The following is a 24,980-nucleotide window of genomic DNA, read 5'->3' on the forward strand; positions in this document are numbered from 1 at the left end:
ATGGGCAATGGATGGCATGAATGGCCGCTGGTCCTGTTTACGGTGCTCGGCCAGTGCGTGGCTGGCGCGCTGATAGTGAGTGGCTATGGCTGGCTGACCGCTAAAGACGGAATGGCAAAACAACGTATCGTGCGCAGCATGTTTTTTCTGTGGCTGGTGATGGGCATCGCCTTTCTCGCCTCGGTAATGCATTTAGGTTCACCGCTGCGCGCCTTTAACTCGCTGAACAGGGTCGGCGCATCTGCGCTGAGTAATGAAATCGCCAGCGGTTCTCTGTTTTTCGCCGTCGGCGGCCTGTGGTGGCTGGTGGCGTTTCTCGGTAAAATGCCCGCAGCGTTAGGTAAAATCTGGCTGCTGGCTGGCATGCTGCTGGGCCTGGTTTTTGTGTTGGCGATGACCAGCGTCTACCAGATAGATACCGTTCCGACCTGGTATAATGGCTACACCACGCTGGCATTTTTTATGACACTGTTGCTAAGCGGACCACTGTTTGCCGCCCTGCTGCTGCGCGCCGCGGGTGTTTCTTTTAACGCCGCCAGATTCGCCAGTATCAGCGTTGTGGCCCTGCTGGTGGCGGTGGCCGTTATTGTCCTGCAGGGTGTATCGCTCAGTGATATTCGCAGCTCGGTACAAAACGCCAGCGCGTTGGTTCCCGACTATGGCAGTTTACAGGTCTGGCGTGTCCTGTTGTTGGCTGCGGGTCTGGGTTGCTGGATATGTCCGTTAATCCGTCGCAAAGAGCCGTCAGTCGGCGGACTGGCGCTGGGCCTGGTTTTAGTACTTGGCGGTGAAATCATCGGCCGCGGTTTGTTTTACGGTTTACATATGACAGTCGGCATGGCTGTTGCAGGTTAACTTTTGGGTGCGAGGTAACCCGCACTGTTCAGGATGTTTTGCATGACCCATTTTTCGCAAGGTGACAACTTTTCTACCGCAGCGCGCGTGCTTGGCGCGCTGTTTTACTATGAGCCAGACAGCGTGGAAGCCTCTGCAGTAGTCAGTGCGTTAAGGGCCGATGGCTGGCAGGCGCAATGGCCGCTTGATCAAGCAACACTCTCCCCGCTGGCAGTACAACTGCAAGCCGAGACCGATGAGCCTCTGCCGCAGGCCTGGCAACGCTTGTTTGTCGGTCCGTATGCGCTACCTTCTCCGCCCTGGGGATCCGTCTGGCTGGATCGTGAAAATGTGTTGTTTGGCGACTCCACGCTGGCTCTGCGTCAGTGGATGCGGGACAACGGCATCCAGTTTGCCATGCAGCAAAATGAGCCAGAAGATCACTTTGGTTCGCTGCTATTGCTGACAGCCTGGCTTGCTGAGAACGAACGCCACACCGAGTGCGAACAGCTGCTGGCCTGGCATCTTTTCCCGTGGTCATCGCGCTTCCTTGAGGTGTTTATCGAAAAAGCTGACCACCCGTTTTACCAGGCGCTGGGTGAGCTGGCGCGCCTGACGCTGGCCCAGTGGCAGTCGCAGTTACTGATCCCGATAGCTGATAAGCCCCTGTTTCGTTAATTTCACGACAGGCAGGATGCATCCTGCCTGTCGTGCATCCTGTTGCGCACGCTGAGCTTTTGCTTCTGTTGTCAAATAGCCGCAAAATACAGCGTCTGAAACTTCCTCTCTGGCCACACATGCATCATTTACATGCTTATCCTGACCTGCGCGCCATGTTTCGCCGCCTGCTGATTGCCGCGCTGATTGGTATCCTTGCTGCGTTGGCCGTCGCAGGATTTCGTCATGCTATGTTTCTTCTCGAATGGTTGTTCCTGAGCAACGACACCGGGAGTCTGGTCAATGCAGCGACAAACCTTTCCCCTTTAAGACGTATGCTGACGCCTGCATTAGGGGGGCTGGCGGCAGGATTGCTGCTTTGGGGATGGCAAAAGTTCAACCGTTTACGCCCGCAGGCTCCCACTGATTATATGGAGGCCCTGCAAACCGACGGACAATTTGACGTCAGTGCAAGCCTGGTGAAATCGCTGGCCTCGTTACTGGTCGTTGCCAGCGGGAGCGCCATCGGGCGTGAAGGCGCCATGATTTTACTGGCGGCGCTTGCGGCCTCCTGCTTTGCTCAACGTTTTACCCCGCGTACAGAATGGAAGTTATGGATTGCCTGCGGCGCCGCTGCGGGCATGGCCGGAGCGTACCATGCTCCGCTGGCAGGCAGTTTATTTATTGCCGAAGTGTTGTTCGGCACGTTGATCCTGGCGTCATTGGGACCGGTGGTGGTCTCCGCCGTCGTCGCTCTGCTCACCACCAATGTGCTGAGCGACAGCAATGCGCTGCTGTATGCCGTGCACTTCACACGGGAGCTGCATGTGCTGGAATACGTCATGATCGTCAGTACGGGTCTGGCTGCCGGCGTTTGCGGACCGCTTTTAATGTGGTTAATGACCGCCAGTCATAATGTTTTTTTACGCTTTAAACTCTCGCCCCCGTGGCAACTGGCGCTTGGCGGGCTGATCGTTGGCCTGCTGTCATTACTCACACCAGCAGTCTGGGGTAATGGCTACAGCGTGGTGCAGTCATATTTACTTTCCCCACCATTGCTGGCCGTGGTGAGCGGGATCTTCATCTGCAAATTACTGGCTGTGCTTGCCAGCAGTGGATCCGGCGCGCCAGGCGGCGTGTTCACGCCAACGCTGTTTGTCGGTCTGTCGGTGGGCATGCTGCTGGGACGGGTATGGGGGTTGTGGCTTCCGGGTCCGGATGAGATTGCCATTTTGCTGGGATTAACGGGGATGGCCACGCTGCTGGCAGCAACTACGCATGCGCCAATAATGTCGACGCTGATGGTTTGTGAAATGACCGGGGAGTATCGTCTACTCCCCGGATTGCTGATTGCCTGCGTGTTGGCGTCAGTGCTGTCGCGAACGTTACGCCAGGACTCTATCTACCGACAGCACGCTGCCGAGCATTGACAGACGGATGTACTGAGACAGCTCGCGCTGCTCTGCACGAGGCAGATAAGGTAGTTCGCCGATTAACGGAGCGGGTAATTTTTTACTTAGCACATCAATGATTTCCGCATAATGCGCCAGCCCCGGGTTGATTCGGTTCGCGACCCAGCCAATCAGCGGCAGTCCGTCGCTGGCAATTGCCTGTGCGGTGAGGATGGCATGATTAATACAGCCTTCCTGGATACCCACCACCATCAGCACCGGCAGTTGTTCCTGCACCACCCACTCCGATAACGGACGCAGATCGTTCATCAGACTGCGCCAGCCTCCGGTACCTTCCACGACAACATGATCGACTTTTTCGCTGAGGCTTGCGAGACCGTTGGATAACAGAGTGTAATTGACCGGACCACTATGCGCTACGCTACTTTCGTCTTCGCTGAGCGCAATCGGGTTGACCGCTTCGTAAGGCAGTTCGATAGTGGACACGCTTTGCAGCACCAGCGCATCTTTGTTGCGCAGGCCTTCAGGTGTCTCTTTGCTTCCTTTAGCTACGGGTTTGTAACCCGCAACGCTTTTACCCCCTGACGCTAACGCTTGTAGTAATGCGCGGGAAACCACGGTCTTCCCAACAGAAGTGTCTGTACCTGTAATAAAGAAACGCTTCAGCATCACTAACTCCACCGTTATGCTTTGAAAATATAAATCAGGAAAATAAAACAGTGGAGAAAGTCTAAGGTATGATGACGAGAATCAGCTTGAGATAGCGCAATTTTTCGTACAACAGTTAAAAAATGTTAACCCTGTAATAGACGAATCAACAAAGAACCGTTATACATCGCGTCCTTAACGAGCGCGGCCCCCGCCATCGTCCCTTGGTTGGTGAATTGCGTACTTTCAACGACTATATGCTGACTGTAGGCCGGGAGCGCCTGCTGACGAATGCTGTCAGCAATAGTGGGGAACAGAATATCCGCCGCTTTACTGAGCGGAGAACCAATCAATATCTTTTGCGGGTTGAACAAATTCACCATGATGGCCAGAATGCGTCCGACGTGGGTCCCTACGCCGCTAATGATATCTTTCGCCAATAAATCACCCTGCATTGCCGCCAGACACAGTGCGTCTACCGTCAGCGGTTGTCCGTGTAAAGAAGAACTCATTGACTGCTTCAAGCGCACCTGCGCCAGTTCGAGCACGCTGTCGACGCTGGCGATCGTTTCCAGACACCCATGGTTACCGCAGTAGCAGCGTTTACCGTACGGATCCACCTGCGTATGGCCAATTTCCACCAGGCTACTGCTACCGGCATGCAGTAAATGACCGTCAGTGATCACCCCGGCACCCACGTTATGATCGATCACCACCTGAATGACATCGCGCGCGCCGCGCGATGCGCCGAAAAGCGCCTCAGCCATGGTCCAGGCGCTAATATCATGCTGAATATAGACCGGTACGCCAGTATGGTTCTCAAGCGCCTGGCCCAGCGGCATCTCTTTGACATCTTCGTAAAATGGCATGCGATGCACGATACCGTTTTCAGTATCAATAATGCCGGGTAAGGTGATGGCGATGGAGGTTAAGCGTTCCAGCTTTTGTTGGTGGCGGATGAAAAACTGGTCGACCTGAGTAATAACACGTTCCAGCAGCGGTGTTTCACTGACCAGCGCCATTTCGAGACAATCTTCTACCACCAGTTTGCTGCTCAGATCGCGCAGTGCCAGAAAGATCTCGCCGCGACTGATACGAATGGATAAATAGTGCCAGGCTTCCGTTTCAACAACCAGCCCAACAGCCGGACGCCCACGGCTGCCCGCTTCCTTGATTTCCAGCTCTTGCACCAGGTGCGCTTCGAGCATTTCGCGGACAATTTTAGTAATACTGGCTGGCGCCAGTTGCGCCAGGCGAGAGAGATCAATACGCGATACCGGACCCAGCTGATCAATCAGGCGGTAAACTGCGCCAGCATTGGTCTGCTTAATTTGATCGATATGCCCAGGCTGACTATCAGCAACCACCACTTACTCCCTTTATTTTCGCGCTCCGAAATAATCTGCGGGCTATGGTGAAGCACTTCAATGGCTTCCGTCAACTTTTTCCTTAGCCTTGTGATTTACTGCACATTTTCGCTCATTTTTAAACTAAATTAATCGCCTTAACGACCGCCAGAAGCTGTTCCCGAAAGCGTTGCGCGGCGTGACTTTGCTCATGATGCTTTGGCCACACTAACCACATTTCTGAAACGGCATCTTCCTCCGCTATCGGGATCCAACACATTTCATACAATTGCACCCGTTTAAAGGAAGCGGGAAGAATGGAGACACCTAATCCTGCGGCCACCAGCCCGATGATAGTCATCGCCTCACCAACCTCCTGAGCGATAGTCGGCTTCAGTCCATAGCGACGCATCAGGCCAAGAATATCGTCATACAACCCCGTCCCTACATGGGGGTCAAAAAAGACAAATGGCTCATTGGCCAGTTCCGCCAATGTGACCACGGGCTTTTGCGCCAGCGGATGCGTACGCGGGATCATCGCCATCAGCGGCTCATGCAGAATGATTTCATGCTCCAGCGTTTCAGGAAGCTGTGTGTTGCGCAGAAGTCCCAAATCCAGCGTTCCTTCATTAAGCGGAGCAATTTGCTCGCGCGTATTCATTTCGCGGGTTTGCATATGCACTGCAGGGTAGCTTTGGCGAAACACGGATAAGGTATCTGAAACCGCTTTGATAAACGGTGCCGAAGACGTAAAACCGATACGCAATTCCCCCGCTTCTCCCAGATGAAGCCGCTCAGCCCTGGCAGCGGCTTCATTAACCAAACCGAGGATTTGCCGACTGTCCGCCAGGAACTGCTTTCCGGCAGAGGTCAGCGCCACGCTGCGATTAGTCCGCGCCAGAAGCCGGGCGCCGACCTGCTGCTCCAGGATTTGGATCTGCTGGCTAAGCGGCGGTTGCGATATATTCAGCCGCGCCGCCGCCCGACCAAAATGCAGCTCTTCGGCAACCGCTACAAAGTAACGTAAATGACGCAGTTCGATATTCATATTTTTAAGATATTATTTGAGATTATTAATATATTAGACAGAATATTGTGATTTTCATACTCTTAAGGCTAGTCCTGTAGAAGTTTTGATTGAGCAAGGATTTCAAGTGAGCCGTACAACAACTGTCGATACCGCGCCAACCAGCGATGTTGATGAACAGATAGTTACCCCGCCGGATGGTTTTATCAAACGCGGAACATCCCCATTTATGCGCGTCACTCTGGCGCTGTTTTCCGCCGGGTTGGCGACTTTTGCTCTCCTCTATTGTGTGCAACCCATACTACCAGTGCTCTCAAACGAGTTTGGAGTCTCTCCTGCCAGCAGCAGTATTTCGCTTTCCATCTCAACGGCGATGCTGGCGATCGGTTTACTGTTTACCGGTCCACTTTCCGATGCGATAGGCCGCAAGCCGGTAATGGTTACGGCGCTACTGCTCGCGTCCTGCTGTACGTTGCTTTCGACGATGATGACCAGTTGGCACGGTATTTTAATCATGCGCGCGCTGATAGGGCTTTCGCTCAGCGGCGTGGCGGCAGTGGGAATGACCTATCTGAGCGAGGAAATTCACCCCAGCTTCGTCGCCTTTTCAATGGGCTTATATATCAGCGGTAACTCAATTGGTGGTATGAGTGGTCGTTTGATCAGCGGCGTTTTTACCGACTTTTTTAACTGGCGTATCGCGCTGGCGGCGATTGGGTGTTTTGCCCTCGCCTCCGCGCTGATGTTCTGGAAAATCTTACCGGAATCACGTCATTTCAGACCAACGTCGCTACGCCCGAAAACGTTGTTTATCAACTTTCGTTTGCACTGGCGCGACAGAGGGTTGCCGCTGCTGTTTGCGGAAGGCTTTTTACTGATGGGGTCGTTTGTCACGCTGTTTAATTACATCGGCTACCGTCTGATGCTCTCTCCGTGGGAACTCAGCCAGGCGGTGGTCGGCCTGCTTTCCGTAGCGTATCTGACCGGGACCTGGAGTTCGCCGAAAGCGGGTTCTATGACTACCCGCTATGGACGTGGCCCGGTAATGCTCTTTTCAACCGGCGTAATGTTGGCTGGACTGTTGATGACTCTGTTCACTTCGCTGTGGTTGATCTTTGCCGGGATGCTGCTCTTTTCAGCCGGGTTCTTTGCCGCGCACTCTGTGGCAAGCAGTTGGATTGGACCGCGGGCAAAACGCGCTAAAGGCCAGGCGTCTTCCCTGTATCTGTTCAGCTATTATCTGGGTTCAAGCATTGCCGGTACGCTGGGCGGCGTATTCTGGCACAGCTACGGCTGGAACGGCGTGGGTGGATTTATCGCCCTGATGCTGGTGCTGGCATTGCTGGTCGGCACACGTCTGCACCATCGTCTGCACGTTTAATCTACGATGCCCGGGTTCCGGGCATCGCCTTCATCAACCAGGCTGTAACGTCTGAGCCGCCATTTGCAGGGCAATAACCGTCCCGTTCATCACTATATGCAGCATAACCGGCATCAACAGCCCGTTACTTCTCAGTCTGGCGATGATCAAAACCTGCGACACAAGAAACAACATCAGCAACGTGCGCAAATCCACATACTGTGTATGCATGATGGCAAAAATGACCGATACCACCACCGACGACAGCCAGGTTTTATTATTGAACCAGTACTGGAATGCGTTGAATAAACAGCCCCTGAAAACAATTTCTTCATAAACTGGCGCAATAAATATCAGAGTCAGAGTGGATAACCACAACGCGTAGCTGTTTAGGGATATCTGGCTGGTCACCCACGCTTCGGTTTGTCTGAGGCCCAGAATCCACGGCAGGATGAGCTGAATAAACAACAGCGCCACGAACAAAATGGTAAACCACCTGGCGTTGAAAATTCCTTTGCCCAACCCCTCTCTTTTTCTGAAGAAGAAATAATACAGCGGAACCAGCACAACAAATTCCAGCGCAAACAGCAGCGGAAAAAGTAGCCCTTTGGCAAGCAGTGTCTGGCTCGCGGGGAAAAATAACGGGGTAAACGTGAGACCAAACATCAGTAAAAACATGGAAAAACAGCCAGCAACCGCTTTGGTTCTGACGATATACAGGTTGTCGGCATCCTGTGACATACGATCTCCTTGCGCTTATCAAAGATAAGTTGATGAATTATCGATATATGATAAAAATTCTCATTATCACTGACAACCTACCAACTTTTACGCAATGGCCACGGGTTCACACGAGGATTGCGGTATAGCGCTTATCGCCAGAACATTATCGTCAGCTATTTAGTGGAGAATCCGCCAGCGGCAATGAAAAACGGAAACAGGCCCCAGCCGTGGAATTAACCAGGCTGATATCCCCCCCATGCAGCTCGAGCATTCTACGCACAATCAGTAAACCCAGTCCGCCGCGCTCTGCCCGCTGCTCACGGGGAATTAACGCGGTCGGGCGTTGAAATAATACTTCTCGTACAGCCTCTTCTACTCCTGGCCCACTGTCCTGCACTTCTGCTAATAGGCGGTCTGCATCACGCCAGACTTTCAACCGCACCTCACCCCCATCAGGCGTATGACGGATAGCGTTATCCAGCAAATTCGTCACGACTCTTTCCATCATCGACAAATCTGCATTCACCAGCGGTAGCGGTCCCATTACCTCAAGGTGCAACTGCAAGTGACGCGTGGCAACAGGGAGATCAAACTTCTGCGCCACATCCTGGATCAGCTCGCCGATAGCAAATCGTTCACGCTGCGGTTTTATACCGCCATGCTCAAGCCTCGCCAGTTCAAACAGCTGTTGTGACAGATGGCGAACCTTATGTCCCTGGCGTAGCGCGATGCTAAGATAATGCCGATTTTCCTCCGGCGTCATGGTATCGGCTTTCAGAGACAGCATTTCCAGATATCCCAGCAGGGAAGTCAGCGGCGTACGTAAATCGTGCGAAATATTGGCTATAAACTCTCTGCGCTGACGATCGCTATCCGCTAATAAATCCCACTGCAGGGCAATTTTCTGCGCTAATTCGATAAACGCATTGTTCAGCAACGCTATTTCATTCGCCGGTGCCGGTTCGGGATCTTTTTGCGCCAGCTGTTTGATGACGCTAATGCTGTCCTGCTCTAGTTTAACCACCTGTCCAGTCAGTCTTTTCACCGGGTTCGTCACCCATCGCCACACCAGGAATCCAGCGATTGCGCCGGCTAATAAAACCAGTATTAACGTCCAGGCCACGGTATTCCAGAGCGTTTTTTGCCAGGCGGTATTCGCCAGCGTATTCAGGTCTTCGCCTTGCAAAATAATGTACAAATAGCCATGCAGCTCACCGTTCAATAAAACTGGCGCGGCGCTGAATACTTTTTGCTGGCTGCTGCGCGGATCGTTGCCGTATACGGGCAGTTCGTCCGAATTAAGGAAAACCTGAATCGGCTGTACGCTAATTTTCTGTCGCTGAATATGCCCGGGCGGGGCGGCATCGGCGAGTATTTCACCTGACGGAGAGACCAGATACAACTCCACGCTTGGGTTGAGCGTCATCAGGTGATTAAAAAGTCCTTTTAAGATCTGGCGATTAACCTGACCACTGGCATCAATAAGCGACTCACTTTTGACAATTTTGCTCGCCAGCTCCAGTGAAAGTCTCTGCACCATGGCGTCGCCATACTGTTTACTGCTGCGGATCTGGACAACGCTGACGGTAACAGCGCAAATCAGCATAATGGCGGTAAAGACAAGGGTCAGGCGCTGGCTTAGCGACAGGCGATAAATCATGGCTGATGCTCCGCGTTAACCGCAGCAAGCTTATAGCCCCGTCCCCAAACCGTGAGAATAATTTCCGGCTCCGCAGCATCTTTTTCAATTTTGGTCCGCAGGCGATTGATATGACTGTTCACCGTATGCTCATATCCTTCGTGCTGATAGCCCCACACCTGATCTAACAGCGCCTGACGCGAAAAGACCTCCCCTGGATGACGAGCGAAAAAATAGAGCAGATCGAATTCACGCGGCGTTAAATCAAGGGATTTACCGTGCTGGCGGACTTCCCGGGCTAATGGATCAATCTCTACGCCATGGAGGGTGATAATCCCCGCTTCCATACGCAGGTTCTGACTCATAGCCTCCTGACGGCGAAACAGTGCTTTCACCCGGGCCATCAACTCGAGCACCGAGAAAGGTTTGGCCAGATAATCATCGGCCCCCATTTCCAGTCCCAATACGCGATGAGTTTCACTGGTACGGGCGCTGATAATGATGACCGGAAGATAGAAACTCATTTGACGGATCCGACGACAAATCTCCAGACCGTCCACGCCCGGCAGCATCAAATCGAGGATAACGGCATCCCAGACATGCTTCTCAAGTTGCTCAAGCGCTCGTGCCCCATCAGCCTCATGAATAATTTCGTACCCTTCATCCTTCAGGCTCAGTTGCAAAAGTGCGGCAATATCGCTGTCATCTTCCACCAAAAATATCTTTTTTGCGCCAGCCATCAGTGTCATCCCCCTCTCATCGTGCTGAAAGCTTACCTCAGGCAAGGGGCGGAAGTTATCACAAAATTTTTAACTTTTCGTGAGGATCCTGGGATACGCAGGCGCACAGTATGTCGTTATCGACACGCCAGACATCAACAGGGAAACGTCGCTTTGTTTTCCCTACTATGAAAATAAAAAGGAAACGTTATGCAGAAAAAACGTCCACTTCGGGAAGCTGATGTTACAGCCGAGTCAGTATTTTTTATGCAACGACGACAGATTCTCAAAGCACTTGGGATAGGCGCGGCGGCGGCGTCGTTGTCTGCCCCGACACAAGCCAGTTTGTTAAATTGGTTTAAAGGCAACGATCGTCCGCCTGCACCGGCGGGCAAACCACTCGGGTTTACAAAACCCGAGCTTTGGCAAAACAGTCTGCCCCTGACGCCGGAAGACAAAGTGACGGGCTACAACAATTTCTACGAGTTTGGTCTGGATAAAGCCGATCCTGCCGCTAATGCCGGTAGCCTGAAAACCGATCCCTGGACGTTGACCATCAGCGGTGAAGTGAACAAACCGTTAACGTTGGATCATGATGCGCTGACCACTCGTTTTCCATTAGAAGAGCGTATTTACCGGATGCGTTGCGTTGAGGCATGGTCGATGGTTGTGCCATGGGTCGGTTTTCCTTTGCATAAATTATTGGCGCTGGTTGAGCCAAACAGCCACGCCAAATACGTCGCCTTTGAAACTCGCTACGCTCCTGATGAAATGCCCGGCCAGAAAGATCGCTTCATTGGTGGTGGGTTGAAATATCCCTATGTTGAAGGTCTGCGTTTGGATGAGGCTATGCACCCACTGACACTGCTGACCGTGGGCGTGTATGGCAAAGCGTTGCCGCCGCAAAACGGGGCGCCGATACGCCTGACCGTACCCTGGAAGTACGGCTTCAAGGGCATTAAATCGATAGTCAGTATTAAGCTCACGCGCGAGCAGCCGCCGACCACCTGGAATATGTCAGCGCCGAACGAATACGGTTTTTACGCCAATGTAAATCCGCAGGTCGATCACCCTCGCTGGTCTCAGGCCACAGAGCGTTTTATCGGTTCGGGTGGCATTCTCGATGTACAGCGACAGCCCACATTGCCTTTCAATGGTTATGCCGATGAGGTGGCCTCTTTATATCAGGGTATGGATCTACGGGAGTACTTTTAAGTGAGGCTAACCGCAAAACAGATAACCGGCCTGAAAGTACTGCTGCATCTCGCCGGTTTTTTACCCCTGCTGTGGCTCTTCTGGGCCACACAGCATGGCGGATTGGGGGCCGACCCGGGAAAAGATATCCAGCACTTTACAGGCATCACCGCACTGAAGTTTTTGCTGGCTACCCTGCTGGTATCACCGCTCGCACGCTGCGCAAAGCAGCCTTTGTTATTTCGCACCCGACGGTTGTTAGGCTTGTGGTGCTTTGCATGGGCTACGTTGCATATGCTCAGCTATGCGCTGCTGGAGTTGGGTATGCAAAATCTGGGATTGCTAGGACATGAACTGGTTTCACGCCCATGGCTAACGCTGGGCATGACGGGTTGGATTATCTTACTCCTGTTGACGCTGACCTCCACGCAAGCCGCGCAACGTAAAATGGGCAAAAACTGGCAAACGTTGCACAACTACGTTTACCTGGCCGCCATTTTGCTACCGCTGCATTACCTGTGGTCGGTAAAAGTGTTATCACCGCTCCCCATTATCTACGCCATTTGTTTTGTCGTGTTGCTGGCTTTTCGCTATAAAAAGCTGTTACGGAAAACCAGGTATAAAGGTGTGTTTATGAAAAGTGAATGAATCACGGTAAACTTCTTACTACACCTAAGCAGAACGAGAACAAAAAATGAGTAACAATGATAATTACCATCAGCTCACCCGCACGTTCCTGCGGCTCTCTCGCTTCTCCCACCTCTCGGCAATAGCCAGTTGGGACATGTTTACCATGATGCCATCAGGCGGCAGCAAAGCTCGCGGCGAAGCGCTGGCCGAGCTGAGCGTGCTTGAGCATCAGCTGTTAACCGACCCGAAGGTGGCAACGTGGATCGCCGCAGCGCAACAGGAAGATCTCAACGATGTTGAGCAAGCGAACCTTCGCGAAATGTCGCGGCTACATCACCAGGCATCCCTATTGCCCGAATCGTTGGTAGAAGCAAAATCTCTTGCGGGAAGCCGCTGCGAGCATGCCTGGCGTAGTCAGCGACCCGCAAATGACTGGGAAGGATTTGCCGAAAACCTGAAAGAAGTCGTGCAGTACAGCCGCGAAGAAGCCCGACTACGCGCAGACGCAAAAGGCTGTTCGCCTTATGACGCGCTACTGGACATCTTTGAGCCCGGAATGACCAGCGCCCAACTGGATGTCCTGTTTGCAGATGTAAAAAGCTGGCTGCCCGACCTGCTAAACAAGGTGGTGGCAAAACAGTCTCAGCAGTCGCTCATCGCCCCGGTTGGCCCCTTCCCAACCGCTATCCAGCGAGAGTTGGGGCTTGAAACGATGGCGCAGTTGGGATTTGACTTTACGGCTGGCCGACTGGATATCAGCGCACACCCCTTCTGTGGCGGCGTGCCTGAAGACGTTCGTATTACCACTCGCTATGATGAAAATGAATTGCTCAGCGCACTGTTTGGCGTGATCCATGAAACCGGTCATGCCCGCTATGAGCAAAATTTGCCACGTAACTGGTTAGGGCAACCTATCGCTCTGGCACGTTCAACCGCCATTCATGAGTCCCAGAGTCTGTTCTTCGAGATGCAACTGGGACGCAGTAAAGCCTTTCTGACACGGTTAATTCCTGCTGTAACGCGCCACTTTGGCGATCAGGCTGCATTTGAAGAAAGCAATTTCATCGCCTGGAACCAGCAGGTTAAACCCGGGTTTATTCGTGTTGATGCCGACGAGGTGAGCTATCCCGCTCACGTGATCCTGCGTTATGAAATCGAACGCGCGCTCATCAATGGCGATATTGAAGTGGATGATATCCCGGCATTGTGGAATGAGAAAATGCAGGCCTGGCTGGGGCTGTCAACGATCGGAAACTATCGTAACGGTTGTATGCAGGATATTCACTGGACCGACGGCGGCTTTGGCTACTTCCCTTCCTATACCTTGGGCGCCATGTATGCGGCGCAGTTGTTCAGTGCCGCAAACCGCGCACTGCCTGACTTGAATCAGTCTATTGCGCAAGGTGAGTTTGGTCCCCTGTTTGACTGGTTACGTCAGAACATCTGGCAGCATGGCAGCCGTTTCACCACTGAACAACTTATTACCCAGGCCACCGGAGAGCCGCTTAGCAGCCGTTATTTCCGCGCCCACCTGGAAGCCCGCTATTTGTAATCTCATACCGTGAGTCATTGTACATATCGTTACACGTCGATACCAATGACTCACGGAAGCCCTGTGATTACAGCGATATAGTTATTTCAACGGCCCCGCAGTGGGGTTGAATGAAAAACCAAATCGAGGGTATGAGAATGAAAAAAGTATTAGCTCTGGTTGTTGCCGCTGCTATGGGTCTGTCTTCTGCTGCATTTGCTGCTGAAACAACTGCTACAACCGCTCCGGCTGCTGCTGCAACCACTAAAGCTGCGCCGGCAAAAACCACGCATCATAAAAAACAGCACAAAGCAGCGCCGCAGAAAGCTCAGGCTGCCAAGAAACACGCTAAAAAATCCACCACAAAACCGGCTGTAGAACAAAAAGCACCAGAGCAGAAAGCTCAGGCCGCTAAAAAACACACCAAAAAAGCAGCAACCAAACCAGTAGCAGAACAAAAAGCACCAGAGCAAAAAGCTCAGGCCGCTAAAAAACACACCAAAAAAGCAGTAAAACACGACACCGCTAAACCAGCAGCTCAACCTGCTGCATAACACATTTGTAGTCACTATGGCGTCCCCCACGCCATAGCATACGGCGCTAAATCGATCTGATTTAGCGCCGCCTTTCGGAGGGTAAAATGGTGTCACATTACCGCTTTGAGTTCATTCTTATTACCTTAATAATTTGCGCCTTCATTGCCATGCATTTTTATCTTTCCTGAGTGTAGTTATCTGATTTTACTCCCACTTTCCCGCCGTCCCGTCTATAGTATTAACTGAGGGTTTGCTGTTAAAAATCATAATTCCCCACCAGAGTGTGATATGCATAAAACCATTGCTGTGTTACTGGGTTCAATTTGTTTACTTCCTGTCGTTGCGCATGCGGACCAGCCTGCAACAGCCAGCGCTGAAGCAGAAAACATAAAAACGTTATTTTTTGGTCATGACGATCGCACCAAGGTGACCGACCCAACGCAATCTCCGTGGGACGCTATCGGGCAACTGGAAACCGCCAGTGGTAACTTGTGTACCGCCACGCTCATTTCACCACGTCTGGCACTGACGGCCGGACACTGCTTACTCACCCCGCCGAAAGGCAAGCCGGATAAAGCCGTGGTGTTACGCTTCGTGTCGAAAAAGGGTGTCTGGCGCTATGAAATTCATGGAATCGAAGGCCGGGTTGATCCTTCGCTCGGAAAACGTTTAAAAGCCGATGGTGATGGCTGGATAGTACCGCCTTCCGCGGCCCCGTGGGATTTTGGTCTGGTGGTGCTGCGTTACCCACCTTCTGGGATCACACCGCTGCCATTATTTGAAGGTGATAAAGCAGCATTAACCGCAGCGCTGAAAACCGCAGATCGTAAAGTTACGCAGTCGGGCTATCCGGAAGATCATCTTGACGACTTATACACGCATCAGGATTGCGTAGTGACCGGCTGGGCGCAAAATACCGTTCTGTCACACCAGTGCGACACGCTCCCGGGCGACAGCGGTTCACCATTGATGTTGAAGACTGATTCAGGCTGGCAGTTGATTGGAGTACAAAGCTCTGCTCCGGCGGCGAAAGATCGCTGGCGGGCCGATAATCGCGCTATATCCGTAACCGGTTTTCGCGATAAGCTGGAAGAGTTGGCGAAGGAATAACACATGCTGCCCGCATTAACGGGCAGCACGGATATCAGGCAAGTTTTATCATTATCATCCCGGCAAGCAACAACGCCACGCCGATCCAGCCTTTATTATTCAGGCGTTGACCAAACAACACCCAGCCTGCCGCTAACGTCGCGGCAATCCCGAATCCGCCCCACAGGGCGTAGGCTACTGAAAGGTCGATACCTTTTACCGCCTGCGACAACGCGCTAAAGGCCGCGAGCACGGCAGCCAGCGACAATACGCCATAAATCTTGCGGCGAAATCCATCAGAAAACTTCAGAAAGACGTTAGCGACAATTTCCAGCACGATGGCCATACCAAGCCATGCGCCGTGAACCCACTCAAACTGCTGCATGGGTCACCTCTCTACCCGCTTTTGTCGGTTTTCGTGTACCTGATTTAATCAGTACAATACCTAACACCAGCGAGACCAGACCTGCCACCTTCATTGTGGACAAGGTTTCATCAAATAACAGCACACTAAATAGCGTAATAAATAAAATACCGATACCTTCCCACAAGGCATAGGCCACACCAAGGGCAATTTTTTTAACGGCAAAACTGAGAAAAATATACGATAAGGCGATCATTACCAGCATTAAAATAAAGCCCGAATTACCATGACCGACGCTTGCCCATTTCATTGACAGCGTACCAGTAATTTCAGCCGCGATGGCCAGACCTAATAATATCCAGTAAAACATGATGCTTCTCCTGCTTGAGAATATAGTCCTTTGGGCCTACTGCATGCAGTAAACCAAAAAAATAAAATTAGTTAGCTCAGCGCACAGCGCCAGCTCAGGCAGAAGAAGGGACTAAAGCGCGTTGCGCCAGTGTTGCTCACCCGCAAGCAAGAAAGTGGAGGAGGTACGAAGAAGTGTAGGTAAACGCAAAAACATCCTGAACATATTGTCCATAATATTACAATTATCCGCAGTGTTGCTTCTCATCATCGCGGATGATAATTGTCCTCGGTAGTTAAACACAGATGATTTGTATCATAGCTGCAAGACGAACTCAAAGTCTTTTCACTTCTTTACCTGCCCCGTTTGATTTTTGTTATAACGGCTCGACGCAAATCACACTATTATTCAGATTCAAAAATGAAAAACGCAGGAATACCTATGGCGAAACCGATCATCACGCTTAACGGCCTAAAAATAGTCATTATGCTGGGCATGCTGGTTATCATCCTGAGCGGCATCCGCTTTGCCGCAGATATCATCGTCCCCTTTATTTTGGCGTTATTTATTGCCGTTGTGCTAAACCCCGTGGTGCAGCGGATGGTCAAACTTCGCATACCGCGCGTATTCGCGGTGTCATTGCTCATCGTTATTATTGTGATGCTAATGGTGCTGCTGTTAGCGTATTTAGGTACATCCTTAAATGAGCTTGCGCGTACGCTGCCACAGTATCGTTCTTCCCTGGTTATCCCGCTTAAAAATCTCGAACCGTGGCTACAGCGCGCAGGGATCGGCGTTTCCGTGGACGAACTCGTCAAATATATCGATCCGAACGCGGCAATGACGCTGGTGACCAATTTACTGACGCAGCTGTCTAATGCCATGTCGTCAATATTTTTGCTGCTGCTGACGGTAGTGTTTATGCTGCTGGAAGTTCCGCAGCTACCCAACAAGCTCAAGCAAATGATGAGTCGTCCCATTGAGGGAATGGCGGCGATTCAACGCGCTATCGACAGTGTATCCCACTATCTGGTGCTAAAAACGGCGATCAGCATTGTGACCGGGCTGGTAGCCTGGGGCATGCTCTCAGCACTCGACGTGCGTTTCGCCTTTGTCTGGGGATTGCTGGCCTTTGCTCTCAACTATATTCCTAATATCGGTTCGGTGCTGGCAGCCATTCCGCCTATTGCTCAGGTGCTGGTATTTAGCGGCCTTTACGATGCCCTGGTCGTATTGGCGGGTTATCTGGTCATTAATTTGGTGTTTGGAAATATCCTCGAACCGCGGATCATGGGGCGTGGGCTTGGGTTATCTACACTGGTGGTGTTTCTGTCGTTGATCTTCTGGGGCTGGTTGTTGGGGCCAGTCGGGATGCTGCTTTCTGTACCGCTGACCATCATCGTGAAAATCGCTCTCGAACAAACCAACGGCGGTCAAAGCATTGCCGTGTTGCTCAGCGATCTCAACAAAGAATGAACGATTGCCCCGACATCGCGGGGCATCTGTTTATCGTTTTGCGCGCAGCGCCAGTATGGCGCTTAACAAGGTAAATAACGCAATTATCCATGCCATTGTCCATGGCGTTCCGTCGCTGAAGGCGGTTAGCAACAACGACGAGATAATGCCACTACCGTATTGTAACGCACCAATCAGCGCCGAGGCTGAACCGGCAATGTTCGGTACCGCATCCAGCGCGGCAGCGGTTGAAGTCGCAGCGATGATGCCATTCATCGAGAAAAACAAAAAAACGGTGACGATAATGGCAACAACGCCACCTGACTCCAGTTTAACCAGCAGCGCAAGCGCCACTGCGGCCAGCGCCGCCAACATCGTCGCATACTTTAGTAGTTGTTCCAGAGCGTGGCGTTGCACCAGACGACGGTTTACCACGCTCATGGCCATGACCCCGACAATATTGAGCGCAAACAGCCAGCCGTAATGCTGTGGGTCAACATGGTAATAGCTAATATAAACAAACGGCGAACCAGTAATAAACGCGTACGCTGCAACGTAATAACACGTCAGACTCAGGGTGTAGCGCATAAAATGGCCATTGGCTAATAACGACCGGTAATGACGAAATGCGCCAGCCAAAGAGGCTTTCACCCGTTTCTCTTCCGGGAATGTTTCCGGCAACCAGTTCAAAGAGATAAACATCAGCGCGCCGATCACCACCAGTAGCCAAAAAACAGAGTGCCAGGTACTCAGGCGAATTATTTGTCCGCCAATCAACGGTCCCGCTATTGGCGCAATCGCCATTACCAGCACCAGAGTTGAAAGCATTTGCGCCGCGCGAGTGCGCGCAAACAGATCGCGGATCATCGCCCGCGCCAGCATAGGTCCGGTACAGGCACCAAGGGCCTGAAAAACCCGCCAGAATACAATTTGCGTGATACTCGTAGACATCGCGCATCCTGCAGAGCCGATGATAAAAAACACCATGCCAATAAACAGCGGTTTACGCCTTCCCAGATGATCGCTTATCGGCCCCCAAATCAACTGTGCAATGGCAAAACCTATCAAAAAACCGGTGACGGTCAGTTCCACATTGCCCTGTAAATCCTCGGCCATGGTCGGCATTGCCGGAAGATAAATGTCGGTGGAAAGCGAGGTAAAGGCCATCAGGCCGCTGAGGATCAGAATAAAAGTAAGCCCGGTCTGGCTTGCGGAAACTACCGGCGAAGCATGTTCACGTGTACGCATAGCGTCCTGTCATGTTCTAAAAAGTCAGGCAGCAGTATATACACGACGTATTATGGTGATTAGACAGCTAAAACCGCATGGGTTTATGAACTGCAATCATCAATAACGGCATATTAATAAAAACGGCCTCCGCAGAGGCCGTCTTGGTTTTCGCTAACGATTACAGCGCTTTCAGGATTGCATCCACGCTGGCTTTGGCGTCGCCAAACAGCATATGGGTGTTTTCTTTAAAGAACAGCGGGTTCTGCACACCAGCATAGCCGGTGTTCATCGAACGTTTGAACACAATAACGTTCTGCGCTTTCCATACTTCCAGCACCGGCATTCCGGCGATTGGGCTGTGTGGATCGTCCTGCGCCGCCGGGTTTACCGTATCGTTGGCGCCAATCACCAGCACGGTATCGGTATCGGCGAAATCATCGTTGATCTCATCCATTTCCAGCACGATGTCATAAGGTACTTTGGCTTCCGCCAACAATACGTTCATATGACCTGGCAAGCGCCCTGCTACCGGGTGAATACCGAAGCGCACTTTGATGCCGCGCGCGCGCAGTTTCTCGGTAATTTCCGCTACCGGGTACTGCGCCTGTGCCACTGCCATGCCATAGCCCGGGGTGATTATCACGGAGTGCGAGTTCTTCAGCATTTCTGCCGTGTCTTCCGCAGTAATCTCACGATGTTCACCGACTTCTTCATCAGACCCGGTAGAAGAACCGTCAGAACCAAAGCCACCTGCAATAACGCTGAAAAATGAACGGTTCATCGCCTTACACATGATGTAAGACAGGATCGCACCAGAAGAACCGACCAGCGCACCGGTAACGATCAGCAGATCGTTGCTCAGCATAAAGCCCGCCGCCGCTGCCGCCCATCCTGAATAGGAGTTGAGCATTGAAACGACGACTGGCATATCCGCACCGCCGATAGACGCCACCAGATGCCAGCCAAAAGCCAGAGCAATAATGGTCATCACCAGCAGCGCCAGGACCTGCAGGCCCACGCTTTCGGTACGAACAAACACCACCAGCAACAGGAAAGAAACAACCAGCGCCGCCAGGTTCATTTTATGACGATTCGGCAACATCAGCGGTTTAGAGGAGATCTTGCCGCGCAATTTGCCAAACGCCACCACGGAACCGGTAAAGGTCACCGCACCGATGAAGATACCCAGGAACACTTCCGTCAGGTGAATGTTCACCAGAATCGGTTCCAGGCCCGTGTCGTGATACAGGTAGCTGTTGAAACCCACCAGAACTGCAGCCAGACCGACGAAGCTGTGCAGAATTGCCACCAGCTCCGGCATCTCGGTCATCTCAACTTTCTTCGCCAGACGAATACCAATCGCGCCGCCGATGATCATCGCCACCAGGATCCACGCAACGTTGCCGGTATCCGGGCCAAAAATCGTTGCAATCAGCGCAATCGCCATCCCGGCGATACCGTAGTTGTTACCCTGCTGAGAGGTTTCGTGTTTCGAAAGCCCCGCCAGGCTGAAAATAAACAGGATCGCGGCAACAATGTATGCAGCTGTAACTAATCCTCCAGACATATGTTACCCCTTAGTTTTTCCGGAACATTTTCAGCATGCGCTGAGTCACGGTGAAGCCACCGAAAATATTAATGCTGGCAATAAGCACCGCGATAAAGCTCAGGAAACTCACCCAGCCACCCTGGCCAATTTGCAATAACGCCCCGACAACGATGATCCCGGAGATGGCGTTGGTCACGGACATCAACGGAGTATGCAGCGCGTGCGACACATTCCAGACCACGTAGTAACCCACCACGCAGGACAGCGCGAACACCGTAAAGTGGCCAAGAAACTCTTTCGGCGCAACGTCGGCGAGCCAGCCAAACAAAATGACCACCAGCGCCATCACCGCATATTTGCGCCACGGTGAGACTGGCTTTTTCTCTTCTTTCGGCGCTGGCGCGGCTTTCGGCGCAGCCTGCGGCTGAGCAGATACCTGGATAGGCGGCGCAGGCCAGGTGATTTCACCCTCGCGTACCACCGTGACACCACGTACTACCACGTCGTCAAAATCGACGGTGATATTGCCGTCCTTCTCTTTGCACAACAGTTTGAGCAGGTTGACGAGGTTCGTGCCGTACAGTTGGGAAGATTGCGTCGGCAGACGGCCTGGCAGATCGGTATAACCAATAACCTTCACCCCGTTTTCGGTGGTGGTTACCTGGTTAGGGACCGTGTATTCGCAGTTACCGCCGTTTTGCGCGGCGAGATCGACAATCACGCTGCCAGCCTTCATCGAATCAACCATTTCACGGGTGATCAGTTTCGGAGCAGGTTTGCCCGGGATCAGCGCGGTGGTAACGATAATGTCGACATCTTTCGCCTGTGCAGCGAAGAGTTCCATTTCGGCTTTGATGAACGCCTCGGACATTACCTTAGCGTAACCGTCGCCGCTGCCCGCCTCTTCTTTGAAGTCCAGTTCAAGGAACTCAGCGCCCATACTCTGAACTTGTTCTTTCACTTCCGGACGGGTGTCAAAAGCACGAACGATAGCGCCCAGGCTGTTTGCCGCACCAATAGCCGCCAGACCTGCAACACCTGCACCGATTACCATCACCTTGGCCGGTGGAACCTTGCCCGCGGCGGTAATCTGGCCGGTAAAGAAACGACCAAATTCATGTGCAGCTTCAACAATAGCGCGATACCCGGCGATATTCGCCATCGAGCTTAAGGCATCCAGCGACTGCGCGCGCGAAATACGCGGCACGGAGTCCATCGCCATCACCGTCACGTTGCGCTCAGCAAGCTTTTGCAACAGCTCAGGGTTTTGCGCGGGCCAAAGAAAACTCACCAGCGTCGTGCCCGGATTGAGTAACGAAATTTCCGTCTCTTCCGGTGCGTTGACCTTCAGGATAATCTCTGACTGCCAGACGGTATTTCCGTCAACAATTTCTGCGCCTGCCTGAACAAACGCCTTATCGTCAAAACTCGCCAGTTGACCTGCGCCGCTTTCAACCGCGACGCTGAAACCCAACTTAAGCAGCTGCTCAACCGTTTTCGGCGTGGCTGCTACGCGGGTTTCATTGGTTAACCGTTCTCTTGGTATGCCAATTCGCATAATGTTCCCTTCCATCTGTATTTATGATGATGGTTTATCAATGTTCGCACGAGGCATGCGCGCACTCTCGAAAGAGGTCAGTGTTACCTCAATAAAATAAAACAGTAACAAACTCTGTATAACCTACTGAAAATGACGCTTGTGATCTAGCGCCAAAAAACAGTATTTATTATGAAATTCGCAAAATAGAGATGAATCGAACGGCAGGCAGATAAAATGCCCTAAAAATAGCCCACAAAGGCCGATAATTCGCTCAAGCGAAGCGGCAAAACATGATTACGTGCCTGCCAAAAACAATTAATTAACATTAAATTAACTTATGAAATTCAACTGCTTTATCAGTTTTGCTCGCCAAACGCCGAAATTTTCGACATATCACAAAATGTTATCGATGTTGTTACGTCAGGTGGCACGATGAGTGAAAATTGACGCAGACACTGACACAATTTAAATGCAATAATCAGCGACGTTTCTAGTCAATAACAATACCAGTACCTGGTTTGCGCAAGGCGAAGGATTATTTTTATGAAGCTTAAGAACACTCTCCTGGCGTCCGCACTTATTTCTGCGACTGCTTTTTCTGTAAATGCAGCGACAGAATTGACGCCGGAGCAAGCGGCTGCACTGAAACCCTATGACCGCATTGTGGTTACCGGTCGTTTTAATGCTATCGGTGATGCGGTGACCGCCGTATCACGCCGTGCAGATAAAGACGGTGCAGCCTCCTTTTATGTTGTTGATACCTCAGATTTTGGCAGCGGCGGTAACTGGCGCGTTGTAGCCGACATCTATAAAGCCGACGCTGAAAAAGCGGAAGCATCCAAAAACCGTGTCATTAACGGCGTTATGGAATTACCGAAAGATCAGGCCGTTCTGTTAGAACCATTCGATACCGTTACGGTGCAGGGTTTCTACCGCAGCCAGCCTGAAGTGAACGATGCCATCACCAAAGCAGCGAAAGAGAAAGGCGCCTACTCCTTCTATATCGTGCGCCAGGTCGATGCTAACCAGGGTGGCAACCAGCGTATTACTGCATTCATCTATAAAGCTGATGCGAAAAAACGCGTAGTACAAAGCCCTGATGCGATCCCAGCAGATTCCGATGCCGGTCGTGCCGCATTAGCTGCAGGTGGCGAAGCCGCGAAGAAAGTTGAGATCCCAGGTGTTGCGACTACCGCGTCTCCGAGCGCTGAAGTTGGTCGTTTCTTCGAAACGCAATCCACCAAAGGCGGACGTTACACTGTCACGCTTCCGGATGGAACCAAAGTTGAAGAACTGAACAAAGCAACTGCCGCGATGATGGTGCCATTCGACAGCATCAAGTTCACCGGTAACTATGGCAACATGACCGAAATCTCTTACCAGGTAGCTAAACGCGCAGCGAAGAAAGGCGCTAAGTACTATCACATCACCCGCCAGTGGTCTGAACGTGGTAATAACATGACCATCAGCGCTGACCTGTATAAGTAATACCCAATGCCTTATCAGGTCTACAACCCTGTAGGCCTGATAATTTCCCGCCCCCCAGTCTTCCGGTAAAACAAAAACAGCAGTATTAAGACAACTTTTCACACTATTAGTCACAAATCTCTCTATCCCCATTGCATGCGTTCTCTTCTCTCCGTAAAATCCCGCGCCTTAGTGGCTTTCACCATTTTTATGCGGTTTGCCAAAATAATTATTCTCTCACTCTCGTTTTTGTCACTGGATACAAATGGAAAAGAAATTGGGTCTGAGCGCACTCACCGCGCTGGTTTTAAGCTCAATGCTCGGCGCTGGCGTTTTCAGCCTGCCACAAAATATGGCGGCGGTAGCGAGCCCGGCTGCATTACTGATTGGTTGGGCGATTACCGGTGCAGGTATCCTTTTGCTCGCCTTTGCCATGCTGATCCTGACGCGTATCCGTCCTGAACTCGATGGCGGCATCTTTACCTATGCACGTGAAGGTTTCGGTGAGCTGATTGGCTTCTGCTCCGCATGGGGGTACTGGCTGTGTGCTGTTATCGCTAACGTTTCGTATCTGGTGATCGTTTTCTCTGCGTTCAGCTTCTTCACCGATACACCAGAGTTACGTCTGTTTGGCGACGGTAATACCTGGCAGTCGATTGTTGGCGCATCGGTGCTGTTGTGGGTAGTCCATTTTCTGGTACTGCGTGGTGTGCAAACGGCTGCCAGTATTAACCTGGCCGCGACGCTGGCAAAATTATTGCCGCTTGGCCTGTTTATCGTCCTGGCGTTCATGCTGTTTAAGCTCGACACCTTTACCCTCGATTTTACTGGCGTTGCATTGGGCGTTCCCGTCTGGGAGCAGGTTAAAAATACCATGCTCATCACCCTATGGGTTTTCATCGGTGTGGAGGGCGCGGTGGTGGTTTCTGCCCGTGCCAGAAATAAACGCGATGTTGGACGCGCTACCCTGCTGGCGGTACTCGCCGCGCTGGGCGTCTACCTGCTGGTTACCCTGCTGTCTCTGGGCGTTGTCGCGCGTCCCGAACTGGCGGAGATCCGCAACCCGTCAATGGCAGGCCTGATGGTGGAAATGATGGGGCCATGGGGTGAAATTATTATTGCCGCAGGCCTGATTGTCTCAGTGTGCGGTGCCTATTTAAGCTGGACCATTATGGCGGCGGAAGTACCGTTCCTCGCCTCGACGCACAAAGCGTTTCCACGCATTTTTGCGCGCCAGAACGCGCAAGGCGCGCCGTCAGCATCTCTTTGGCTGACCAACATCTGCGTTCAGATCTGCCTGGTGCTGATCTGGCTCACCGGTTCGGACTACAATACGTTATTGACCATCGCCTCAGAGATGATTCTGGTGCCCTATTTGCTGGTCGGCGCCTTTCTACTGAAAATTGCCACCCGTCCAATTCATAAGGCTGTTGGTATCGGAGCGAGTATTTATGGCATATGGTTATTGTATGCCTCAGGTCCGATGCACCTGCTGCTGTCCGTGGTGCTGTATGCGCCAGGACTGCTGGTTTTCCTTTATGCCCGTAAAACGCACGCGCATGAAAATGTATTAAAACGTCAGGAGATGGCGCTGATCGGCCTGCTGCTTGTTGCTGCTGTTCCGGCGACCTGGATGTTGATGGGGTAACATTGTCCCCATCGTTCGCGACACATGGAGATT

Annotated in this window: 25 protein-coding genes; 13 read left to right on the forward strand and 12 right to left on the reverse strand. The window is 52.0% G+C overall.

Annotated elements, in window-relative coordinates; genetic code table 11:
* The 3 genes from OGV80_RS10245 to clcB all read left to right on the forward strand — a co-directional run bounded on the left by OGV80_RS10245 (window position 1) and on the right by clcB (window position 2,921).
* Complete coding sequence (locus OGV80_RS10245; protein ID WP_286514800.1) at window positions 1–855, forward strand: dimethyl sulfoxide reductase anchor subunit family protein; 855 nt, start codon at window positions 1–3, stop codon at window positions 853–855.
* Between the two features lie 42 nt (window positions 856–897).
* Window positions 898–1,512, forward strand: coding sequence for a Tat proofreading chaperone DmsD (gene dmsD / locus OGV80_RS10250; protein ID WP_286514802.1), 615 nt, complete (start codon window positions 898–900; stop codon window positions 1,510–1,512).
* A 119-nt stretch (window positions 1,513–1,631) separates the two neighbouring features.
* Window positions 1,632–2,921, forward strand: coding sequence for a voltage-gated ClC-type chloride channel ClcB (gene clcB / locus OGV80_RS10255; protein WP_286514804.1), 1,290 nt, complete (start codon window positions 1,632–1,634; stop codon window positions 2,919–2,921).
* Here the strand turns inward: clcB and bioD are convergent.
* The 3 genes from bioD to ynfL all read right to left on the reverse strand — a co-directional run bounded on the left by bioD (window position 2,877) and on the right by ynfL (window position 5,945).
* Entirely contained in the window at window positions 2,877–3,572 is a 696-nt protein-coding gene (gene bioD, locus OGV80_RS10260) for a dethiobiotin synthase (RefSeq protein ID WP_043016378.1), read from the reverse strand. The two genes, clcB and bioD, sit on opposite strands and share 45 nt — an antisense overlap.
* Before the next feature lie 125 nt (window positions 3,573–3,697).
* Entirely contained in the window at window positions 3,698–4,918 is a 1,221-nt protein-coding gene (gene mlc / locus OGV80_RS10265) for a sugar metabolism global transcriptional regulator Mlc (RefSeq protein WP_043016379.1), read from the reverse strand.
* Between the two features lie 118 nt (window positions 4,919–5,036).
* Window positions 5,037–5,945 (reverse strand): multidrug efflux transcriptional activator YnfL/SxtR(Kp), encoded by a 909-nt coding sequence (gene ynfL / locus OGV80_RS10270; protein WP_047411352.1) that lies wholly within the window; start codon window positions 5,943–5,945, stop codon window positions 5,037–5,039.
* A gap of 106 nt (window positions 5,946–6,051) precedes the next feature.
* Here ynfL and ynfM point away from each other — a divergent pair, with 106 nt between their 5' ends.
* Complete coding sequence (gene ynfM, locus OGV80_RS10275; RefSeq protein ID WP_043016381.1) at window positions 6,052–7,305, forward strand: multidrug efflux MFS transporter YnfM/SxtP(Kp); 1,254 nt, start codon at window positions 6,052–6,054, stop codon at window positions 7,303–7,305.
* Between the two features lie 33 nt (window positions 7,306–7,338).
* Here the strand turns inward: ynfM and OGV80_RS10280 are convergent, their stop codons facing one another.
* The 3 genes from OGV80_RS10280 to OGV80_RS10290 form a co-directional block, all read right to left on the reverse strand.
* Window positions 7,339–8,025 carry a CPBP family intramembrane glutamic endopeptidase gene (locus OGV80_RS10280; protein ID WP_043016382.1) on the reverse strand — a complete coding sequence of 229 codons (687 nt, stop codon included), beginning with the start codon at window positions 8,023–8,025 and terminating at the stop codon, window positions 7,339–7,341.
* A gap of 151 nt (window positions 8,026–8,176) precedes the next feature.
* On the reverse strand, window positions 8,177–9,667 hold the full coding sequence (locus tag OGV80_RS10285) for a sensor histidine kinase (protein ID WP_075146144.1): 1,491 nt from the start codon (window positions 9,665–9,667) through the stop codon (window positions 8,177–8,179).
* Window positions 9,664–10,386: a winged helix-turn-helix domain-containing protein gene (locus OGV80_RS10290; protein ID WP_043016384.1), complete on the reverse strand. Its 723-nt coding sequence runs from the start codon at window positions 10,384–10,386 to the stop codon at window positions 9,664–9,666. The genes OGV80_RS10285 and OGV80_RS10290 overlap by 4 nt, the downstream gene beginning before the upstream one ends.
* 189 nt (window positions 10,387–10,575) lie before the next feature.
* On the opposite strand from OGV80_RS10290, the gene msrP reads away from it, so the two are divergent.
* From msrP to OGV80_RS10315, 6 genes are all read left to right on the forward strand, one after another.
* Window positions 10,576–11,580 (forward strand): protein-methionine-sulfoxide reductase catalytic subunit MsrP, encoded by a 1,005-nt coding sequence (gene msrP, locus OGV80_RS10295; protein ID WP_080625163.1) that lies wholly within the window; start codon window positions 10,576–10,578, stop codon window positions 11,578–11,580.
* Window positions 11,581–12,207 (forward strand): protein-methionine-sulfoxide reductase heme-binding subunit MsrQ, encoded by a 627-nt coding sequence (gene msrQ / locus OGV80_RS10300; RefSeq protein WP_286514811.1) that lies wholly within the window; start codon window positions 11,581–11,583, stop codon window positions 12,205–12,207.
* 46 nt (window positions 12,208–12,253) lie between these two features.
* Window positions 12,254–13,741: a carboxypeptidase M32 gene (locus OGV80_RS10305; RefSeq protein WP_043016387.1), complete on the forward strand. Its 1,488-nt coding sequence runs from the start codon at window positions 12,254–12,256 to the stop codon at window positions 13,739–13,741.
* Window positions 13,742–13,878: 137 nt separating this feature from the next.
* Complete coding sequence (gene asr / locus OGV80_RS10310) at window positions 13,879–14,274, forward strand: acid resistance repetitive basic protein Asr (RefSeq protein ID WP_087053251.1); 396 nt, start codon at window positions 13,879–13,881, stop codon at window positions 14,272–14,274.
* An 86-nt stretch (window positions 14,275–14,360) separates the two neighbouring features.
* A complete protein-coding gene (ydgU, locus tag OGV80_RS24505; protein ID WP_100194403.1) occupies window positions 14,361–14,444 on the forward strand; it encodes a small membrane protein YdgU in 84 nt (27 codons plus the stop codon).
* 100 nt (window positions 14,445–14,544) lie between these two features.
* Window positions 14,545–15,366, forward strand: coding sequence for a trypsin-like serine peptidase (locus tag OGV80_RS10315; RefSeq protein WP_087053250.1), 822 nt, complete (start codon window positions 14,545–14,547; stop codon window positions 15,364–15,366).
* 34 nt (window positions 15,367–15,400) lie between these two features.
* Here OGV80_RS10315 and mdtI read toward each other — a convergent pair whose 3' ends face one another.
* The 3 genes from mdtI to OGV80_RS24510 form a co-directional block, all read right to left on the reverse strand.
* Window positions 15,401–15,730, reverse strand: a complete 330-nt coding sequence (mdtI, locus tag OGV80_RS10320; protein WP_043016389.1) for a multidrug/spermidine efflux SMR transporter subunit MdtI — start codon at window positions 15,728–15,730, stop codon at window positions 15,401–15,403.
* Entirely contained in the window at window positions 15,717–16,082 is a 366-nt protein-coding gene (gene mdtJ, locus OGV80_RS10325) for a multidrug/spermidine efflux SMR transporter subunit MdtJ (RefSeq protein WP_167373452.1), read from the reverse strand. Before mdtJ ends, mdtI begins: the two co-directional genes overlap by 14 nt.
* A gap of 108 nt (window positions 16,083–16,190) precedes the next feature.
* Window positions 16,191–16,361 carry a protein YdgV gene (locus tag OGV80_RS24510; RefSeq protein WP_087050578.1) on the reverse strand — a complete coding sequence of 57 codons (171 nt, stop codon included), beginning with the start codon at window positions 16,359–16,361 and terminating at the stop codon, window positions 16,191–16,193.
* Between the two features lie 138 nt (window positions 16,362–16,499).
* Between OGV80_RS24510 and OGV80_RS10330 the strand changes: the two genes are divergently transcribed.
* Entirely contained in the window at window positions 16,500–17,534 is a 1,035-nt protein-coding gene (locus OGV80_RS10330) for an AI-2E family transporter (protein ID WP_043016391.1), read from the forward strand.
* 30 nt (window positions 17,535–17,564) lie between these two features.
* Here the strand turns inward: OGV80_RS10330 and OGV80_RS10335 are convergent, their stop codons facing one another.
* The 3 genes from OGV80_RS10335 to pntA all read right to left on the reverse strand — a co-directional run bounded on the left by OGV80_RS10335 (window position 17,565) and on the right by pntA (window position 21,850).
* Window positions 17,565–18,761, reverse strand: coding sequence for a multidrug effflux MFS transporter (locus tag OGV80_RS10335; protein WP_087053249.1), 1,197 nt, complete (start codon window positions 18,759–18,761; stop codon window positions 17,565–17,567).
* A 160-nt stretch (window positions 18,762–18,921) separates the two neighbouring features.
* A complete protein-coding gene (pntB, locus tag OGV80_RS10340; protein WP_043016393.1) occupies window positions 18,922–20,310 on the reverse strand; it encodes a Re/Si-specific NAD(P)(+) transhydrogenase subunit beta in 1,389 nt (462 codons plus the stop codon).
* Window positions 20,311–20,320: 10 nt separating this feature from the next.
* Entirely contained in the window at window positions 20,321–21,850 is a 1,530-nt protein-coding gene (pntA, locus tag OGV80_RS10345; protein ID WP_080625158.1) for a Re/Si-specific NAD(P)(+) transhydrogenase subunit alpha, read from the reverse strand.
* A gap of 525 nt (window positions 21,851–22,375) precedes the next feature.
* Here pntA and ydgH point away from each other — a divergent pair.
* On the forward strand, window positions 22,376–23,320 hold the full coding sequence (gene ydgH / locus OGV80_RS10350; RefSeq protein WP_043016395.1) for a DUF1471 family protein YdgH: 945 nt from the start codon (window positions 22,376–22,378) through the stop codon (window positions 23,318–23,320).
* Window positions 23,321–23,564: 244 nt separating this feature from the next.
* Window positions 23,565–24,947 carry an amino acid permease gene (locus tag OGV80_RS10355; RefSeq protein ID WP_043016396.1) on the forward strand — a complete coding sequence of 461 codons (1,383 nt, stop codon included), beginning with the start codon at window positions 23,565–23,567 and terminating at the stop codon, window positions 24,945–24,947.
* Window positions 24,948–24,980: the final 33 nt, after the last annotated feature.

This window comes from Citrobacter sp. Ce119, assembly GCF_030334525.1.
Taxonomy (GTDB): domain Bacteria; phylum Pseudomonadota; class Gammaproteobacteria; order Enterobacterales; family Enterobacteriaceae; genus Citrobacter; species Citrobacter europaeus.

What these genes read in the sequence shown, in the direction of transcription:
- OGV80_RS10245 (WP_286514800.1), top strand. Translation starts at nt 1, where the DNA reads ATGGGCAATGGATGGCATGAATGGCCGCTGGTCCTGTTTACGGTGCTC.
- OGV80_RS10290 (WP_043016384.1), bottom strand. Translation starts at nt 10,386, where the DNA reads ATGGCTGGCGCAAAAAAGATATTTTTGGTGGAAGATGACAGCGATATT.
- dmsD (WP_286514802.1), top strand. Translation starts at nt 898, where the DNA reads ATGACCCATTTTTCGCAAGGTGACAACTTTTCTACCGCAGCGCGCGTG.
- ydgH (WP_043016395.1), top strand. Translation starts at nt 22,376, where the DNA reads ATGAAGCTTAAGAACACTCTCCTGGCGTCCGCACTTATTTCTGCGACT.
- OGV80_RS10335 (WP_087053249.1), bottom strand. Translation starts at nt 18,761, where the DNA reads ATGCGTACACGTGAACATGCTTCGCCGGTAGTTTCCGCAAGCCAGACC.
- msrP (WP_080625163.1), top strand. Translation starts at nt 10,576, where the DNA reads ATGCAGAAAAAACGTCCACTTCGGGAAGCTGATGTTACAGCCGAGTCA.
- OGV80_RS10330 (WP_043016391.1), top strand. Translation starts at nt 16,500, where the DNA reads ATGGCGAAACCGATCATCACGCTTAACGGCCTAAAAATAGTCATTATG.
- clcB (WP_286514804.1), top strand. Translation starts at nt 1,632, where the DNA reads ATGCATCATTTACATGCTTATCCTGACCTGCGCGCCATGTTTCGCCGC.
- OGV80_RS10305 (WP_043016387.1), top strand. Translation starts at nt 12,254, where the DNA reads ATGAGTAACAATGATAATTACCATCAGCTCACCCGCACGTTCCTGCGG.
- OGV80_RS10285 (WP_075146144.1), bottom strand. Translation starts at nt 9,667, where the DNA reads ATGATTTATCGCCTGTCGCTAAGCCAGCGCCTGACCCTTGTCTTTACC.
- asr (WP_087053251.1), top strand. Translation starts at nt 13,879, where the DNA reads ATGAAAAAAGTATTAGCTCTGGTTGTTGCCGCTGCTATGGGTCTGTCT.
- mdtI (WP_043016389.1), bottom strand. Translation starts at nt 15,730, where the DNA reads ATGCAGCAGTTTGAGTGGGTTCACGGCGCATGGCTTGGTATGGCCATC.
- OGV80_RS10355 (WP_043016396.1), top strand. Translation starts at nt 23,565, where the DNA reads ATGGAAAAGAAATTGGGTCTGAGCGCACTCACCGCGCTGGTTTTAAGC.
- ynfL (WP_047411352.1), bottom strand. Translation starts at nt 5,945, where the DNA reads ATGAATATCGAACTGCGTCATTTACGTTACTTTGTAGCGGTTGCCGAA.
- OGV80_RS10280 (WP_043016382.1), bottom strand. Translation starts at nt 8,025, where the DNA reads ATGTCACAGGATGCCGACAACCTGTATATCGTCAGAACCAAAGCGGTT.
- pntB (WP_043016393.1), bottom strand. Translation starts at nt 20,310, where the DNA reads ATGTCTGGAGGATTAGTTACAGCTGCATACATTGTTGCCGCGATCCTG.
- pntA (WP_080625158.1), bottom strand. Translation starts at nt 21,850, where the DNA reads ATGCGAATTGGCATACCAAGAGAACGGTTAACCAATGAAACCCGCGTA.
- OGV80_RS10315 (WP_087053250.1), top strand. Translation starts at nt 14,545, where the DNA reads ATGCATAAAACCATTGCTGTGTTACTGGGTTCAATTTGTTTACTTCCT.
- bioD (WP_043016378.1), bottom strand. Translation starts at nt 3,572, where the DNA reads ATGCTGAAGCGTTTCTTTATTACAGGTACAGACACTTCTGTTGGGAAG.
- ydgU (WP_100194403.1), top strand. Translation starts at nt 14,361, where the DNA reads ATGGTGTCACATTACCGCTTTGAGTTCATTCTTATTACCTTAATAATT.